Consider the following 13445-nt stretch of genomic DNA (forward strand, 5'->3'; position numbering starts at 1 on the left):
CCCGGTCGCAACCATTGACGGACCTGATCAGTCTACGCCCGGTAGTGCCGCACCCCGTCCACGTCCTCGCCGACCAGCCTGCCCTGTAAGGCGAGCAGGTCGAGGTGCGACTCGGTCTCCAGCACCGCGAGCATCCGGTGGAACGGGTCCAACTCGGCCAGCGTCCGGTCCCGGCGGGTCCAGGTGAGACCGCCTGCCACACAGGCGGCGGTGTTCCGACCGGATCGGATGGCCCGCTCCGTGGCGCTCAGCCGGGCGTCGTGGTGTTCGAGCAGCTCGTCGATCCGGGCGTGCGCGCTCGCGATGACCCGCCCGTGGGCCGGGAGCAGTCGCGCGTCGGGCATGCCTCGGACCCGGCGCAGCGAGCCGAGGTAGTCCCGCAGCGGGTGCGGGGCGCGGACCGCCTCGAACCCGATCGACGGGGTGATGTGGGGCAGCACGTGGTCGCCTGCGAAGAGCAGCCCGCCCGAGGCGTCGTGGTAGACGAGGTGGCCGCGGGTGTGGCCCGGTGTCTCCACGGCCTGCAGGTCGCGGTCACCCGCGGGCAGCACGGCACCGTCGGCGAGCCAGTCGTCGGGCTCCTCCCAGATGTCGCGCGGCATGCCGTCGCGTCCGTCGTAGGCGGACAGCTGACGCACCAGCTCGTCGGCGCCGCAACGACGCAAGGCGGCCAGCTGCGGGTCGAGGGCGTGCGCCGGGCCTCCCGCGACGTGCAGCGAGTCCCGCTCGCCGATGCCGAGTGCCACCTCGGCGCCGTGCCCGCGGCGCCACTCGACCGCGAGGGTGTAGTGGTCCCGGTGCACGTGGGTGACCAGCACCCGACGCACGTCCGACGGCTTCCGGCCGAGCGCGGCCAGCCCCGCCGCCAGCAGCTCGTCGGCGCCGCTGCGGATCTGCCCGGCGTCGACGAGCAGGGTGCCGCCGTCGCGATCGAGGTCGAGGGCGTAGACGTTCACGGCCTTGAGCGCGTCGCCGGGCAGCGGCAACGGGATCCGGTGCACCCCGGGCGCCACCGCGTAGACGCCGGGCGTGCTCCAGAGCAGGTCCGGTTCGTCGGGGCGGACCCGCATCAGGACCCGCGATCTGCCGGTGCGGTGACGATGCCGGCATCGGGCCCGCCGCCGTCGACCAGGACCCGCTGGCCGGTGACGTAGCCGGCGTCGGCCGATGCGAGGAAGGCGACGACGCCCGCGACGTCGTCGGGCCGCGCGACGCGCCCGAACGGATAGCCGGCGTCGAGCTCGGCGACGGTGGCACCGCCCGTGGTGGCGGCCACGAGCCGCTCGCCCATGTCGGTGGCGACGAGGCCGGGCGCCACGATGTTGACGTGCAGTCCGTGTGCCCGCTCCTCACGGGCGAGCGTGCGGGCGGCCGTTTCCAGGGCGGACTTCGCCATCGTGTAGGCCGCGCCGCCCGGCGGTGCGGTGTCGACGATCGCGCTCGAGACGACGATGACGTCGGCCGGCCCGCCCGGCCGCGCGCATCCCGGGCAGCAGGGCGCGGACCAGGGCCAGGGGACCCAGCACGTGCACCCGCAGCAGCCGCAGGTATTCGGCGTCGTCGGTGTCGGCGACGGCGGTGCCGCGGCCGGCCGTTCCCGCGTTGCTGACGAGCAGGTCGACCGGGCCGAGGTCGGCCTGGACCCGCTCGGGCAGCGCAGAGATCGACTCCAGGTCGTCCACGGGCGCGCAGTAGGCGCGCGCCCGGCCGCCTGCGGCCTCGATCGCCGCGACGACCTCGTCGGCGGCCGCGCCGTCGCGCCGGTAGTTCACCGCGACGGCAGCGCCGTCGGCGGCCAGCCGCAGCGCCACGGCGCGGCCGACCCCCCGGGAACCGCCGGTCACCAGCGCGGTGCGGCCGGCCAACGGCGCGGCGGTGCGATCGGGGGCGGCGTACGGCGCGGACACGGGGCTCCTGTCGGTCGGATGCGGTGACGGGTCAGGGGGCACCCACCGCGGGGACGGCGGTGGCGCGCTCCCGGTGCGCGAGCGCGGTGTCGGAGGCGATGCCGCGGACGGCCATGTCGGCGAGTTGGGCACCGATGGTCTCGGGGCTGAAGCGGCCGCCGGGGCGGAACCACCGGTACACCCAGTTCGTCTGTCCGAGCACGGACAGCGCCGCCAGCCGGGGCTCCACGTCGGCCCGGACCAGCCCGTCGCGCTGTGCCTGCTCGATGAGGTCACGGAACACACCTTGATAGGCGTGCTCGCTGCCGAGCACCTCCTTGCGCCGCTCCGCCGGCAGGGCCGCGAGCTCGTGCAGGAACACCGCGGTCGGGACCAGGTTGCGGCAGGTGTGCTCGACATGCCCGACGATCACTCCCTCGAGCCGCTCGAGCGGGTTGCCCGGGGCGTCCGCGCGCCGCCGGATCACGGCCAGGCCGTCCCGGTGCACGGCGCTGATCACCTCGAAGAGGAGATCCTCCTTCGACTGGATGTAGTAGTAGAGGCTCCCCTTGAGCATGCCGAGCCGGTCGGCGATGTCCTGTAGCGAAGCGCCGTCGTAGCCCTTCTCGTAGAACACCTGGGTGGCCACCTCGATCAGCTCCGCCCATCGCTCCTCGCGGGGCTTGCGCTCCCCGCCCGAGCGGCGTGCGCTCCGTCCCGCCGGCTGCCGCAACCTCGCCACGTCCTTCCGCTCCACGAACCGAACGGTGGGAGTCTACCGTTTGGTAGGTCCGTCCCGGTCAGAGGCGGGTCGCCGCGTCGAGCCGCACGACCTCGCCGTTGAGCAGCTCGTTCTCCATGAACGACGCCACCAGGTGCGCGAAGTCGGCCGGCCGCCCGAGCCGTTTGGGGAACACGTGCAGGTCCATCAACGCGGCGCGGCGCTTCTCGTCGGCGCCGGCGAGCATCCCGGTGTCCATGATCCCTGGGCAGATCGTCATCACCCGGATGCCCCAGATCGCGAGGTCACGGGCCAGCGGCAGGGTCAGGGCCACGATCCCGCCCTTCGACGCCGCATACGCGGCCTGCCCGGTCTGACCTTCCAGCGCCGCGGCCGAGGCGACGTTCACGATCAGGCCGCGTTCGCCGTCGGGTCCCGGCTCGTTGCGGGCGATGGCGGCGACGGCGTGCCGCAGCACGTCGAACGTACCGACGAGGTTGATCTCGACGGTGCGCCGGAAGACGTCGAGCGGGTGCAGCTCACCCTTCCGGGAGAGCACCCGGGTGGCCGGGCTGACGCCCGCTGCGTTGACGCACACGTCGATCCGCCCGAAGTGCTCCGCGACGCGCGCGACGGCCTTCTCCACCTGCCCCTCGTCGGCGACGTCCATGGGCACGAAGAGCGCGGGCTCCCCCAGCTCGGCGGCGAACCGCTCACCGGCCGAGGACGGCAGGTCGAGGATCCCGACTCGGCCGCCGCGCTCGGCGAGCATCCGGGCCGTGCCGGCACCGAGCCCGGACGCGCCACCGGTGAAGAGCCCGACCGACTCGCCGATCCTCACTTGATCGCCGCGCCCGCGTCGACCGGCAGCGCGACCCCGGTGATGTAGCGGGCCTCGTCGCTGGACAGGAACAGCACCGCGTTGCTGATGTCGATCGACTCGACCCAGGGCACCGGCAGCGCGTTGAGCGACATGAAGCCCGGCATCGCCTTCTCCCGGGTGGGCTCGGGGTCGTCCGGCGCGAACATCCCCCAGGTGCCCGGATTCTGAATCATGTGGGTGTCCACGTTGGTCGGGTGCACGGTGTTGACCCGGATGTGGTGCTGCGCCAACTCGTTGGCCATCGTGCGCATCAGGCCGACGACGGCGTGCTTGGTCGAGACGTAGTGCGCCACCTGCTGGATCCCCTTCAGGCCGCCGATTGAGCTGGTGAACACCATCGACCCGCCACCGCGACTGCGCAGGTGCGGAACCGCGGCCTTGGCGGTGTGCCAGACGCCGGTGAGGTTCACGTCCAGCATCTCCTGCCACATGTCCTCGGTGATCTCCCAGGACATGCCGTAGGTCGCGATACCGGCGTTGGCCACCACGATGTCCAGCCCGCCCAGCTCGGCGACACCCTCGTCCAGCGCTGCCGACAGCGCTCCGGCGTCGCGCACGTCGGCCTTGCGGGCGACGATCCGCCGGTCGAGCTTCTCGACCTGAGCCACCGTCTCGGCCAGGTCCTCCTCAGTGGCCAGCGGATACTTGTCGACCGTCGAGATCGGCCCGCACACGTCCACCGCGATGATGTCGGCGCCCTCCTCCGCGAGCCGCAGCGCATGGCTGCGGCCCTGCCCCCGGGCGGCCCCGGTGATGAATGCGACCTTGCCCGCCACGCGTCCGGCCATCGTTGCTCCGTCCTCTCGGTAGGTGGTGGTACCAGCGGCCTCCCGGGCGCTGGTCAATAACGCATCGTGCCCGGAAGTCCGGAGGCTCCTGCCCCACCACGATGACGTCGTAGGACACGGGGACCCAGTGCGGCGGCCACAAACGTTCACCGGGTCCTCGCGCGCCCAGGCGGCCCCTCGCGGCGTTGCCGCCCTTGCAAAGACGCCCGGTCTGAGCTGCGGGCGGCGCCTTGCGAGGAACCACCTGGATCACGCGATCACCCCGGCAACGTTCGTGGCCACCGCACTAGACGGATCGCTCGCGCTCGGCCCAGTACGGGTCGCGCAGCCGGCGTTTGAGGATCTTCCCGGTCGGCGCCTTGGGCAGGGCGTCGACGAACTCCACGGATCGTGGCTTCTGGTAGGACGCGAGGTGCTGCTTCGCCGTATCGATGATCTCGGACTCACTCGCGGTGCTCTCCGGCTTGAGCACGACGAACGCCTTGACGCTCTCGCCCCACTCGTCGTCGGGCACCCCGATCACTGCGCACTCCAGCACCGCGGGGTGCTGATTGACCGCCTCCTCGACCTGCACGGAGTAGATGTTCTCGCCACCGGAGATGATCATGTCCTTGGCGCGGTCGACGATGAACACGTACGAGTCGGCGTCCCAGGTCGCGATGTCCCCGGTCCACATCCAACCGTCGCGGATCGTGGTGGCGGTGAGGTCGGGCCGGTTCCAGTAGCCGAGCATGTTGGCCTCGGACCGGACCACGATCTGCCCGGCGGTCTTCCCGTCCTTCGGCACCGGGACACCGTCGGGATCCACCACCCGGACGGTGGTGACGAAACCCTCTCGCCCGCAGGAGCGCAGCCGCTCCGGGTGCATCCCCCGCACGGCATCGGCGTGGTCCTCCTGGGACAGGAAGCACATCGTCGTGCCCTCGGTCTGCCCGTAGCCCTGGATCAAGGTGCAGGGGAACGCGTCGAGCGCCGCCTTCACCACGGTCGAGGGCATGGGACCGCCGCCGTACTGGACGTTGCGCAGGCTGGAGGTGTCGTAGCCGGAGAAGCCGGGCACCGCCATCATCCAGTTGAGCATCGTGGTGATGCCCAGGAACGCTGAGACGCGCTCGGCCTCGATGAGCTGCATCGCCGTCGTCGCCTCGAAGTTCATCAGGACGACGGGGCAGCCGTGGCGCAGGTAGTTCATCGAGAGCACGACCGGGATGTGGTACATCTGCCCGGTCAGCATGTAAACGTCGGTCGGCACGATCCGCTCGGCGACCGTCTGGTTGATCATGCCGAACGACACGCTGCGGTGGCTGTGCAGCGCGCCCTTGGACTCGCCGGTGGTGCCGCCAGTGTAGAGGATGAAGAACGGGTCGTCGTCCCCGACGTGCGAGGACCACTCCGGCTCGGCTGCCGAGCTGCGAGCGAGCAGGTCCTCGTAGCTGCCGTCGCCCCCGGTCCCGTACTGCAGCCAGTGCGGCACGTCGACGGCGGCCTGCAGCTGCTTGGCCGTGTCCAGCCACTCGTCGGAGGCCAGGACGGCGCGCGGCGCGGCGTCGGTGACGATCCGGCCGAGCTCGGGCACGCCGAGCCGCCAGTTCAAGGGCTGGGCGATCAGCCCGGCCCTCCCCGCGGCGAAGTACAACTCCTGGTACTCGATGGAGTTCTTGGCCAGGATCGCCACCCGGTCGCCCTGCTGGAGGCCCAGCCCCCCGTCGCCGCTGCCGCGCAGCCCGTTGGCCAGCCGGCGCACGCGTTCGTCGAGCGCGCGCCAGGAGATGCGCCGCCCGCTCGGCGCGTCCACGATCGCGTCCCGGTCCGGGGTGAGCGCCGCCCACTTCGCCGGGACGGTCCCGATGTTGACCATCTCGGCCTCTCAGTAGGGCAGGTCGAGGTAGATGTGCCGGGTGCGGATGCGCCACCCGTCGTCCTCGCGGACCAGCTCGTCGCGGTACCAGCCGCTGGACAGCACCTTCACCGCGCCGTTCTCGATCGAGAGCAGGGTGAGGTTGCTGGTGGTGGAGGCCTCGTCGGCGGTCTCCTTGGTGATCAGCAGGTTGCTGATGTTGTGCCGGCGCTGGTCGGTCTGTGACTGCAGCGAGTCGGCGTGCAGCTTGCGGATCGCCTCGCGGCCCTCGAACGGCCCGATGGTGTCGCCGTCCCGGCCGATCTGCAGCGTCATCGTCGAGTTCTCGGTGAACTGGGCGGCGATGAGGTCCACGTCGTTCTCGTCGTACCCCCAGGCGGCCCGGCCCAGGACGTTCTCGATCTCCGAGCGTGCGGACATGGCGGTCTCCTCTATGCGGCAGGGGTGAAGGTGAGGCGCAGCGACGCCGGGGCGCGGGTGAACACGCCGTGCTCGGGCGGCGGCGCGCCGTCGGCGAAGCGGATGTCGTGCATGGCGTCGAGCAGCTGCGCGATCCCGGTGTCCAGCTCGGTCTTGGCGAGCATCGCGCCGACACAGAAGTGGCGCCCGAGGCAGAACGCGGTGTGGTTGGCCCCGGCGGTGTAGGCCCGGCCTCGGTCGAGGTCGGTGCGGAAGATGTCGAACTCGTCGGGGTTCGCGTACTTGACGGGATCCCGGTTGGCGGCGCCGATCAGGCAGGTGACCGTCTTGCCCGCCTCGACGACGCCACCGGAGAGCTCGACGTCCTCGGCGGGCTGCCGCATGATCATGTGCACCGGTGGCGAGTAGCGCAGCGTCTCGGCGAACGCCGCCGAGACCAGGCTGTGGTCCTCGCGGACGGCCTGCAGCTGCTCGGGGTGCTGCACGAGGTTGCTCATCACGCTCGCGATGGCCTTGTCGGTGGTCTCCCCGCCCGCTGTGAGCAGCAGGCTGCAGAACGCCTTGATCTCCTCGTCCGTCATCCGGACGCCGTCGATCTCGGCGCTGCACAGCGTCGAGAGCAGGTCGTCGCCCGGGTTCTCCCGGCGCGCCTGGATGATCGGGATCATGTAGTCCTCGAACTCGGCCTTGGTGCGCAGGCCGTCGGCGGCGGCCCGCTCGTCCCCGGACAGGTTCGACAGGAACGCCATGATCGAGGTGTACCAACGGTGGAAGTGCAGGTGGTCGGCCTTGGGCAGCCCGAGCATGTCCACGATCACGTTGATCGGGAACCGGGTGGCGTACTGGCCCACCAGGTCGACCTGGCCGTCGGCCCGGAAGGCGTCGATCAGCGCGCGGGAGTTCTGTTCGATGACCGGCACGAACTTGGTCATCAGGTCCCGCCCCCGGAAGGCGGGTGCCACCAGGTTGCGGTGCGTGGAGTGCTCGCGGCCCTCCATCTGCAGGATCGTGCGGCCGTGCACCGGCTCGAGCTGCCAGTGGTAGTTGCGACTGGTGAACACCGGGTCCTTGAACGCGCGCTCGACGTCGACGTACCGGCTGATGATGTAGCTCTGCATCGGCTCGAACCAGATGAGCGGGTGCTCGTCCCGCATCACGCGGTACGCGGAGTACGGATCGGCCGCGAACTCGGGCGACAGGATGTTCGGTGCCGCGGATGCGGTGGGAGCGGACACGGGAGACACCTCCGGGCGTCAATCTTCGTTATCTAACGGCCGTTTGGTAGCGGTGAGACTAGCATCACACCCCTGTCCCGACAAGCGCCGCGACCAGGTCGAAACCATCGAGTGGGCGGGTCAGCGGGCCGGCGTGCGTGCCGCCTGCGCCAGGCCCTCGATGGTCGCGAGCGGACCGTCGAGGTCCCCGGGCTCGGCACCCGGGGTGAGGACCACGGACAGGTCGACCCCGGCCGCATTCAGATCGCGGGCCCGCCGGGCGACCGTGGCGCCGTCCCCGACCGCGCAGAGCCGGTGCACGGCCTCGTCGGGCACGAGGGCGAGCGCGCCGCGACGGTCGCCGTCGTGCCACCGCCGGGTCGCGCGATCCAGTTCGGCGAACGCCCCGGCGAAGGAGGCGCGATGGGTGGGCACCATGGCGTACTGCAGGACCAACCGGCGCAACCGCTGCGTCGCCTCGTCGACGCGCTCGCCGGCGTAGCCCCAGAACGACGCCATCGCCCACACGGTGCCCGGTGGGCGGCCCGCCTCCCGCTCGCCCTCGCGGACCAGCGCCAGCTTCGCCGCCACCTCGTCCGGCGGGCACCAGGTGATGAAGACGCCGTCCGCGATCCGCCCCGCGAGCCGCAGCATCCCCGGGTTCATGGCGGCGAGCACCACCGGCGGCGGGGTCGGCGGCAACAGCCCGGCCCGGAAGCCACGCACGCGCGGGCGATCCACGCTGACCCGCTCCCCCGCCCATGCCTGCCGGAGCGCGGACACGTAGCCCTCGGCCGTGGCCAGCGGCGCGTCGAACTCCCGGCCGTGCCAGTCCCGGACGATCGTCGGGCTGCTCGCGCCGAGGCCGGCCAGCACGCGGCCCGGCGCGGCCGAGGCCAGCGTCGCGAAGCCCATCGCGGTGAGCGCGGCCGAACGCGGGTAGATCCCGGCGATGCCGCTGCCCACCCGGATCCGCGACGTGCCCGCCGCGATCAGCCCGAGCATCGCGAACACCTCGGGACCGGCCACCTCGCCAACCCACACGGAGTCGTAGCCGTGCTCCTCGGCGGCACGGGCGAGCCGCAGGTAGTCCGGCGCGGTGAGCCCGTCGTCCACGGGCATGGTCACACCCAGCTTCACCGGCGCGCCACCATCCGGGCCACCGCGCGGGTGTCGTACCAGCTGCTCAGCCGCACGATCACCGCGTCGCGCAGGTCGAACACGTCGAGGGCGTCGAACTCGACGCCGCGGCCGTCGCGCAGCGTCCCCTCGAACCGGATCTCGGTGACGAGCGTGTCGCCCGCCTCGATCCACCGGGTCACCCGGTCGTCGTGGCTCGCATAGGCCGCCAGCACGTCCGGGAAGTGCGCGAGCACGGCGGCGCGGCCGATCCGCGGCGGGGCGCCGACCGCGTGCAGCTCGCCGTCGGGGTGCCACAGCGGCTCCAGGTCGGCGAACCCGTCGGAGTTGATCGCCGCGAAGTACCCCTCGACGGTGTCGCGGTTGCGGCGCATCAGTCCTCCAGGAGCGTGCGCAGTTGCGACATCGCCGAGAACGACCAGCGCGCGAGCGAGGGATCGCCGAACGCGGTGATGTTCCACATCACCAGGTGCGCCAGCCCGGCCTCGCGGTACTCGGCGAGCTCCTCGGCCACCTGCTCCGGGGTGCCGCAGAACGCGTAGTGCCGCACCACCTGGGGCGGGATCGCGTCGATGATCCGCAGTGATTCGGCTCGCTCGATCGCGGTGGGGATGAAGTCGTGGAAACCCGACCCGTGCGACCCGCCGGCGAGCGGTGGCTCGACCCCGAGGTCGCGGAACACCTGCGAGGGCAGCAGCACGCACAACGCGCGCACCAGCGGCGCTTCGGTGAGCCGCGCGACGGTCTCCTCGTCGGGGCCCATCAGGATGTAGCCGAGCATGCCCGGGGTGATCCCGGCCGGGTCCCGGCCCGCGTCCTGGGCCGACTGCTCGATCGTGGTGAGGGACTTGCGGTAGTCGGGCGCGGTCATCTTGGTGGGCAGCCAGCCGTCGGCCTTCGTCCCGGTGAGCCGGAGCATCCGCGGGCCGTGCGCGGCCGTCCAGATCTCCGGTGGGACGCCGCCGTACGGGGAGAGCCCCAGCACGGCGCGGTCGAGGGAGTGGAACCGGCCGTCGAAGTCGACGGGGCCGTCGGCGGCCCAGAGCAGCCGCATGATGTCGATGCCCTCGCTCAGCCGGGCCACGGGCGTGTCGAACGGCATGCCGTACGGCGTCACGTTGAGCTTCTCACCGCTGCCGAGACCGATGATCGCCCGGCCCTTCGTGACGTGGTCCAGCGTCAGCGCGGCCTGCGCGGCCATCGCGGGGTGGCGCCGGATGAGGTCGGTGACGACGACCCCGACCTTGATCCGCTCGGTCTGCGCACCGACCACCCCCATCATGATCAGCGGGTCGAAGTAGGTGTGCGGATTGGGCTGGACGCCCGCCAGCGGCGTCAGGTCCGGCGTCCACATCGTGTCGGCATGCCAGCCCATGAGGTGGTCGGGCCACCAGACGGCGTCGAAGCCCTCGGCCTCGCTGCGCTGCGCGAACCGCACCGCGGTGTCGGCCGGGGGCATGATCTGGCCGGGGACGCCGAGCTCGAGCCGGGCCATCAGTACCGCCACCCGTCGCCGAAGGTGGCCAGTCGCCGCCCCAGGTAGTCCTCGACGCAGGTCAGCGCGGCGCGGGCGGCCCGGTCGGTGCCGATCCCGCGGCTGCGGAAGGTCTCGCTGGCGAAGTACAGGCCCTCGACGTTCGGGGCCCGCCAGTGCGGCCGATACCTGCCGACCAGGCCGGGCATCTGGATCACCCCGAACGACGGCTCGAACACCAGGTGCCTGCGCCGCCAGATCGGCTCGGCGAATCCCGGCCACATCGTCTCGATGTCGCGTTCGAACGCGAGGAACGTGTCGCGCAGGTACTGCTGGTCCCGTCCCTTCGCGCCGGGGACGACCGCGCCCATCACGTGCAGGTGGGTGCCCGGCGGGGAGCAGGAGGGGTCCATCGCGGACTGGTCGAACATGAACCCCGAACAGCTCGTGCTCGGCGTCGAGGTCCACGTGGACAGCTCGCGCGGGTCGTACTGCGCGACCGGCTCTTCGGTGGCGAGGTAGAGCCCCAGCCACGCGATCCGGAACCGGTCCTGGGCCAGGAAGTCGATCTGGGCGGTGTACCACTCGGGCAGCACGTGGCGCGGCACCACGTGGAGTACGTGCCACACCGGCAGGGTCGAGATCACGCACGGCGCCTCGAGGATCTCCTCCTCGAAGAACTCGTTGGGCATGATCTTCGGCTGCCGGCCGATCGCGACGCCCACGACCTCGCCGTTCTCCACCACCACCCGCTCCACGCTGGTGCCCAGCCGCAGCTCGCCACCGTGGGCCCTGATCGCGTCGGACAGGTCGGCCCACATCCCGTCCCAGCCCTGGCCCGGCCAGAACGAGTAGGCGGCGGTCCCCCGCTCCTCGAAGTGCATCTTGCGCACGTAGAGGTTGTCGCTCGCGGAGTGGTCGTACCAGTTGTCGGTCATGCACTCGAGCACGGAGATGAACTCGAAGAGGTCGATCACGCCCTGGTCGTGGGTGTGCTGGTGGATCCACTCCCGCAACGACCGGTCGTCCCAGTCGTCGAGCTCGGAGTACGGGGTGTCGACCAGCGCCCTGACGACCTTCTTGAGCTCGGACTTGTCGGTGTAGCGGTCCCGGATCGAGCCCCAGGCACCCTTCGCGTTGTCCCAGATCGGCATCTCGCGGCTGACCTCGCCGTGCACGAGCTCCTTGCCGACGTGCTCGAACACCTTGGTGATGCCGGACCCACCGTCCTCGACCAGGTGCCCGCCGAGGTTGACCGTGAACCCCTCGTCGGGCACCGCCATCGCCCGCCCACCGAGGTGGGGGCTGCGGTCGAGCACCACGACCCGCTTGCCCTCCCTCGCCAGCAATGCGCCGGCGGTGAGACCGGCCGCGCCCGCACCGATCACCACGACGTCGTAGCTCGGCATGCCACCCTCTCCCTACCAAACGACTGTTTTACGCTCCCACGGCCCGAGCCGGCCGTCAACCGGGGACGACGACCGTCGCCGTCCCCGAGAGTGCGCGGACCGCGGTGGCAACGCCAGGCCGGAACGCGTCGAGCCACACCTCGCAGTCGGCCAGCAACTCCCCGTCCGACTCCCGGACCGCGGACACCCGACCACCGGCGATCGCACGGTCGCCCGCGAACACGGTGGCGGCGAACCGCATCGCCATCGCCCGGATCGCGTCGTCGGAGCCGGCCCACGCGATCAGCACGTTCTGCACGTAACCCAGGTTCGACGGGCCCTGGTTGACCGCCCGGTCACCCAGTCCGACCGCCCGCACGGCGTCCGGACCGAGGTGGATCGGGTTCGGGTCGTGCAGCAGCGCCGCCATCAGCTTCATCTTCTCCGGATCGACGGCCTCGACCACCCACTCCGGGAGCGCGTCGCCCACCTGCGTCACCGTTGCCTCCGCGGAAAGACGAACGACGTGCGCACCCGCGCGTCCACTCGGCCGTCGGCGCCCACGAGCTCGATCAGCATCGTCGCGATGTCGAACGCCCCCGTGCGCGCGCCGTCCTTGCGAACGACGTCGGCCACCTCGGCGCGGATCTCGTACTCGGCGCCGATCCGCAGCGGGCGGTCGAGGACCATCGACCACTCGCCCAGCATCGGCCCGTCCGCCGACGTGGCGTGGAACAGCGAGAACAGCGCGTCAAGGTCGATCCCGACGCCACCCTGCGCCGCCACGAAGACCATCAGCGGGTGCGCGGAACCGTCCGGCGCCGGGGCGGATGCGCCGATCGCGTCCCGCAGCATCCGGTCGACCACCGCCTCCAGCCGCATCCGGCTCCCGGGGAAGCGATGCCCCACCGTTTCCGCGACCTGCTCCTCGGCCACCGATCCCATCGTCGGGCCACCTCCTGCACTCCTTGTCCACCGTCGACCGCCGCTGCTAGTTTGTCAAACGATTGGTAGGTAGGTCGGCGACGATGCTGCAGACCACGGTTCCCGGGATGCTCGAGGAGCGGGCGCTCGACTCGCCCGGCCACGGAGTCTCCTTCCCGGACGGCCGCATGGACTACCCAGCGCTGGCGGCGGCCACCCGGCGGCTGGCCGCCGCGTGGCCCCACGGGGTACGACGCGGCGACAGTGGGCGTCCTGTTGCACGGCGGGAGGGAAAGCGTCGTCACGTGGTTGCCCGCCCGGATCGGTGCGGTCACGGTGCCGATCAACGTCCGGGGGAAGGCCGCCGAGCTCGGCTACGTCGTCGAGAACGCGGATCTCGTCGTGCTGCTCACCAGCTCCGACTTCATCGCGCTGCTCGCCGAGACCCTCCCCCGGCCGGGCGCGCCGCTACGACCGGTGATCGTCCTCGACACCGGGGAAGGGCGGCCTGCGGGCAGCGTCGGGCGCGCCGAGGTCGACGCCGCAGCGGACACCGTCGACCTGGCCGAGATCGACGCGGCACAGCAGGCGATCAGCGCCGACGATCCGGTCGTCATGCTCTACACCTCGGGCACCACCGCTCGCCCCCGCGGCTGCCTGCACTCGCACTCCTCCTGGTGCACCTCGGTGTCTCGCTCGCCGAGCGGCTGCGCCCCGCGCCGACGGACACGTTCTGGACGCCGCTGTCG

15 protein-coding genes and 1 pseudogene are annotated in these 13445 nt (G+C 71.5%); 1 reads left to right on the forward strand and 15 read right to left on the reverse strand.

Annotated elements, in window-relative coordinates:
- Positions 1-32 precede the first annotated feature (32 nt).
- The 15 genes from KME75_RS05925 to KME75_RS05995 form a co-directional block, all read right to left on the reverse strand.
- Entirely contained in the window at positions 33-1070 is a 1038-nt protein-coding gene (locus KME75_RS05925; RefSeq protein ID WP_219413512.1) for an MBL fold metallo-hydrolase, read from the reverse strand.
- Positions 1070-1453, reverse strand: coding sequence for an SDR family NAD(P)-dependent oxidoreductase (locus KME75_RS05930; RefSeq protein WP_219413557.1), 384 nt, complete (start codon positions 1451-1453; stop codon positions 1070-1072). The genes KME75_RS05925 and KME75_RS05930 overlap by 1 nt, the downstream gene beginning before the upstream one ends.
- On the reverse strand, positions 1350-1907 hold the full coding sequence (locus tag KME75_RS05935) for an SDR family NAD(P)-dependent oxidoreductase (protein ID WP_219413513.1): 558 nt from the start codon (positions 1905-1907) through the stop codon (positions 1350-1352). Before KME75_RS05935 ends, KME75_RS05930 begins: the two co-directional genes overlap by 104 nt.
- A gap of 31 nt (positions 1908-1938) precedes the next feature.
- Positions 1939-2643, reverse strand: a complete 705-nt coding sequence (locus KME75_RS05940; RefSeq protein ID WP_219413514.1) for a TetR/AcrR family transcriptional regulator — start codon at positions 2641-2643, stop codon at positions 1939-1941.
- 43 nt (positions 2644-2686) lie between these two features.
- Complete coding sequence (locus tag KME75_RS05945; RefSeq protein ID WP_219413515.1) at positions 2687-3448, reverse strand: SDR family NAD(P)-dependent oxidoreductase; 762 nt, start codon at positions 3446-3448, stop codon at positions 2687-2689.
- The gene (locus KME75_RS05950; RefSeq protein ID WP_219413516.1) at positions 3445-4278 is read right to left on the reverse strand and encodes a mycofactocin-coupled SDR family oxidoreductase; all 834 of its coding nucleotides are present in this window, start codon (positions 4276-4278) and stop codon (positions 3445-3447) included. Before KME75_RS05950 ends, KME75_RS05945 begins: the two co-directional genes overlap by 4 nt.
- A 286-nt stretch (positions 4279-4564) precedes the next feature.
- Complete coding sequence (locus KME75_RS05955) at positions 4565-6136, reverse strand: AMP-binding protein (protein WP_219413517.1); 1572 nt, start codon at positions 6134-6136, stop codon at positions 4565-4567.
- A 9-nt stretch (positions 6137-6145) separates the two neighbouring features.
- Positions 6146-6556, reverse strand: coding sequence for a nuclear transport factor 2 family protein (locus KME75_RS05960; protein WP_219413518.1), 411 nt, complete (start codon positions 6554-6556; stop codon positions 6146-6148).
- Positions 6557-6567: 11 nt separating this feature from the next.
- Positions 6568-7791, reverse strand: coding sequence for a cytochrome P450 (locus KME75_RS05965; protein WP_308282589.1), 1224 nt, complete (start codon positions 7789-7791; stop codon positions 6568-6570).
- Between the two features lie 120 nt (positions 7792-7911).
- Positions 7912-8910 (reverse strand): LLM class flavin-dependent oxidoreductase, encoded by a 999-nt coding sequence (locus KME75_RS05970; protein ID WP_219413519.1) that lies wholly within the window; start codon positions 8908-8910, stop codon positions 7912-7914.
- Positions 8907-9284 (reverse strand): nuclear transport factor 2 family protein, encoded by a 378-nt coding sequence (locus KME75_RS05975; RefSeq protein ID WP_219413520.1) that lies wholly within the window; start codon positions 9282-9284, stop codon positions 8907-8909. The genes KME75_RS05970 and KME75_RS05975 overlap by 4 nt, the downstream gene beginning before the upstream one ends.
- Complete coding sequence (locus tag KME75_RS05980; protein ID WP_219413521.1) at positions 9284-10405, reverse strand: LLM class flavin-dependent oxidoreductase; 1122 nt, start codon at positions 10403-10405, stop codon at positions 9284-9286. Before KME75_RS05980 ends, KME75_RS05975 begins: the two co-directional genes overlap by 1 nt.
- Positions 10405-11793, reverse strand: a complete 1389-nt coding sequence (locus KME75_RS05985) for an FAD-dependent oxidoreductase (protein ID WP_219413522.1) — start codon at positions 11791-11793, stop codon at positions 10405-10407. The genes KME75_RS05980 and KME75_RS05985 overlap by 1 nt, the downstream gene beginning before the upstream one ends.
- 55 nt (positions 11794-11848) lie before the next feature.
- On the reverse strand, positions 11849-12271 hold the full coding sequence (locus KME75_RS05990; protein ID WP_308282590.1) for a MaoC/PaaZ C-terminal domain-containing protein: 423 nt from the start codon (positions 12269-12271) through the stop codon (positions 11849-11851).
- Positions 12268-12717, reverse strand: a complete 450-nt coding sequence (locus tag KME75_RS05995) for a hypothetical protein (RefSeq protein ID WP_219413523.1) — start codon at positions 12715-12717, stop codon at positions 12268-12270. The genes KME75_RS05990 and KME75_RS05995 overlap by 4 nt, the downstream gene beginning before the upstream one ends.
- Before the next feature lie 243 nt (positions 12718-12960).
- On the opposite strand from KME75_RS05995, the pseudogene KME75_RS46610 reads away from it, so the two are divergent.
- Positions 12961-13380, forward strand: a pseudogene (locus KME75_RS46610) (AMP-binding protein); the annotation flags it as partial.
- Between the last annotated feature and the right edge of the window lie 65 nt (positions 13381-13445).

The organism is Pseudonocardia nigra (genome assembly GCF_019396355.1).
Lineage (GTDB): Bacteria > Actinomycetota > Actinomycetes > Mycobacteriales > Pseudonocardiaceae > Pseudonocardia > Pseudonocardia nigra.

Coding starts and splice junctions, on each gene's coding strand:
- KME75_RS05925 (WP_219413512.1), bottom strand. CDS start 1,070: ATGCGGGTCCGCCCCGACGAACCGGACCTGCTCTGGAGCACGCCCGGC.
- KME75_RS05950 (WP_219413516.1), bottom strand. CDS start 4,278: ATGGCCGGACGCGTGGCGGGCAAGGTCGCATTCATCACCGGGGCCGCC.
- KME75_RS05955 (WP_219413517.1), bottom strand. CDS start 6,136: ATGGTCAACATCGGGACCGTCCCGGCGAAGTGGGCGGCGCTCACCCCG.
- KME75_RS05960 (WP_219413518.1), bottom strand. CDS start 6,556: ATGTCCGCACGCTCGGAGATCGAGAACGTCCTGGGCCGGGCCGCCTGG.
- KME75_RS05975 (WP_219413520.1), bottom strand. CDS start 9,284: ATGCGCCGCAACCGCGACACCGTCGAGGGGTACTTCGCGGCGATCAAC.
- KME75_RS05980 (WP_219413521.1), bottom strand. CDS start 10,405: ATGGCCCGGCTCGAGCTCGGCGTCCCCGGCCAGATCATGCCCCCGGCC.
- KME75_RS05985 (WP_219413522.1), bottom strand. CDS start 11,793: ATGCCGAGCTACGACGTCGTGGTGATCGGTGCGGGCGCGGCCGGTCTC.
- KME75_RS05995 (WP_219413523.1), bottom strand. CDS start 12,717: ATGGGATCGGTGGCCGAGGAGCAGGTCGCGGAAACGGTGGGGCATCGC.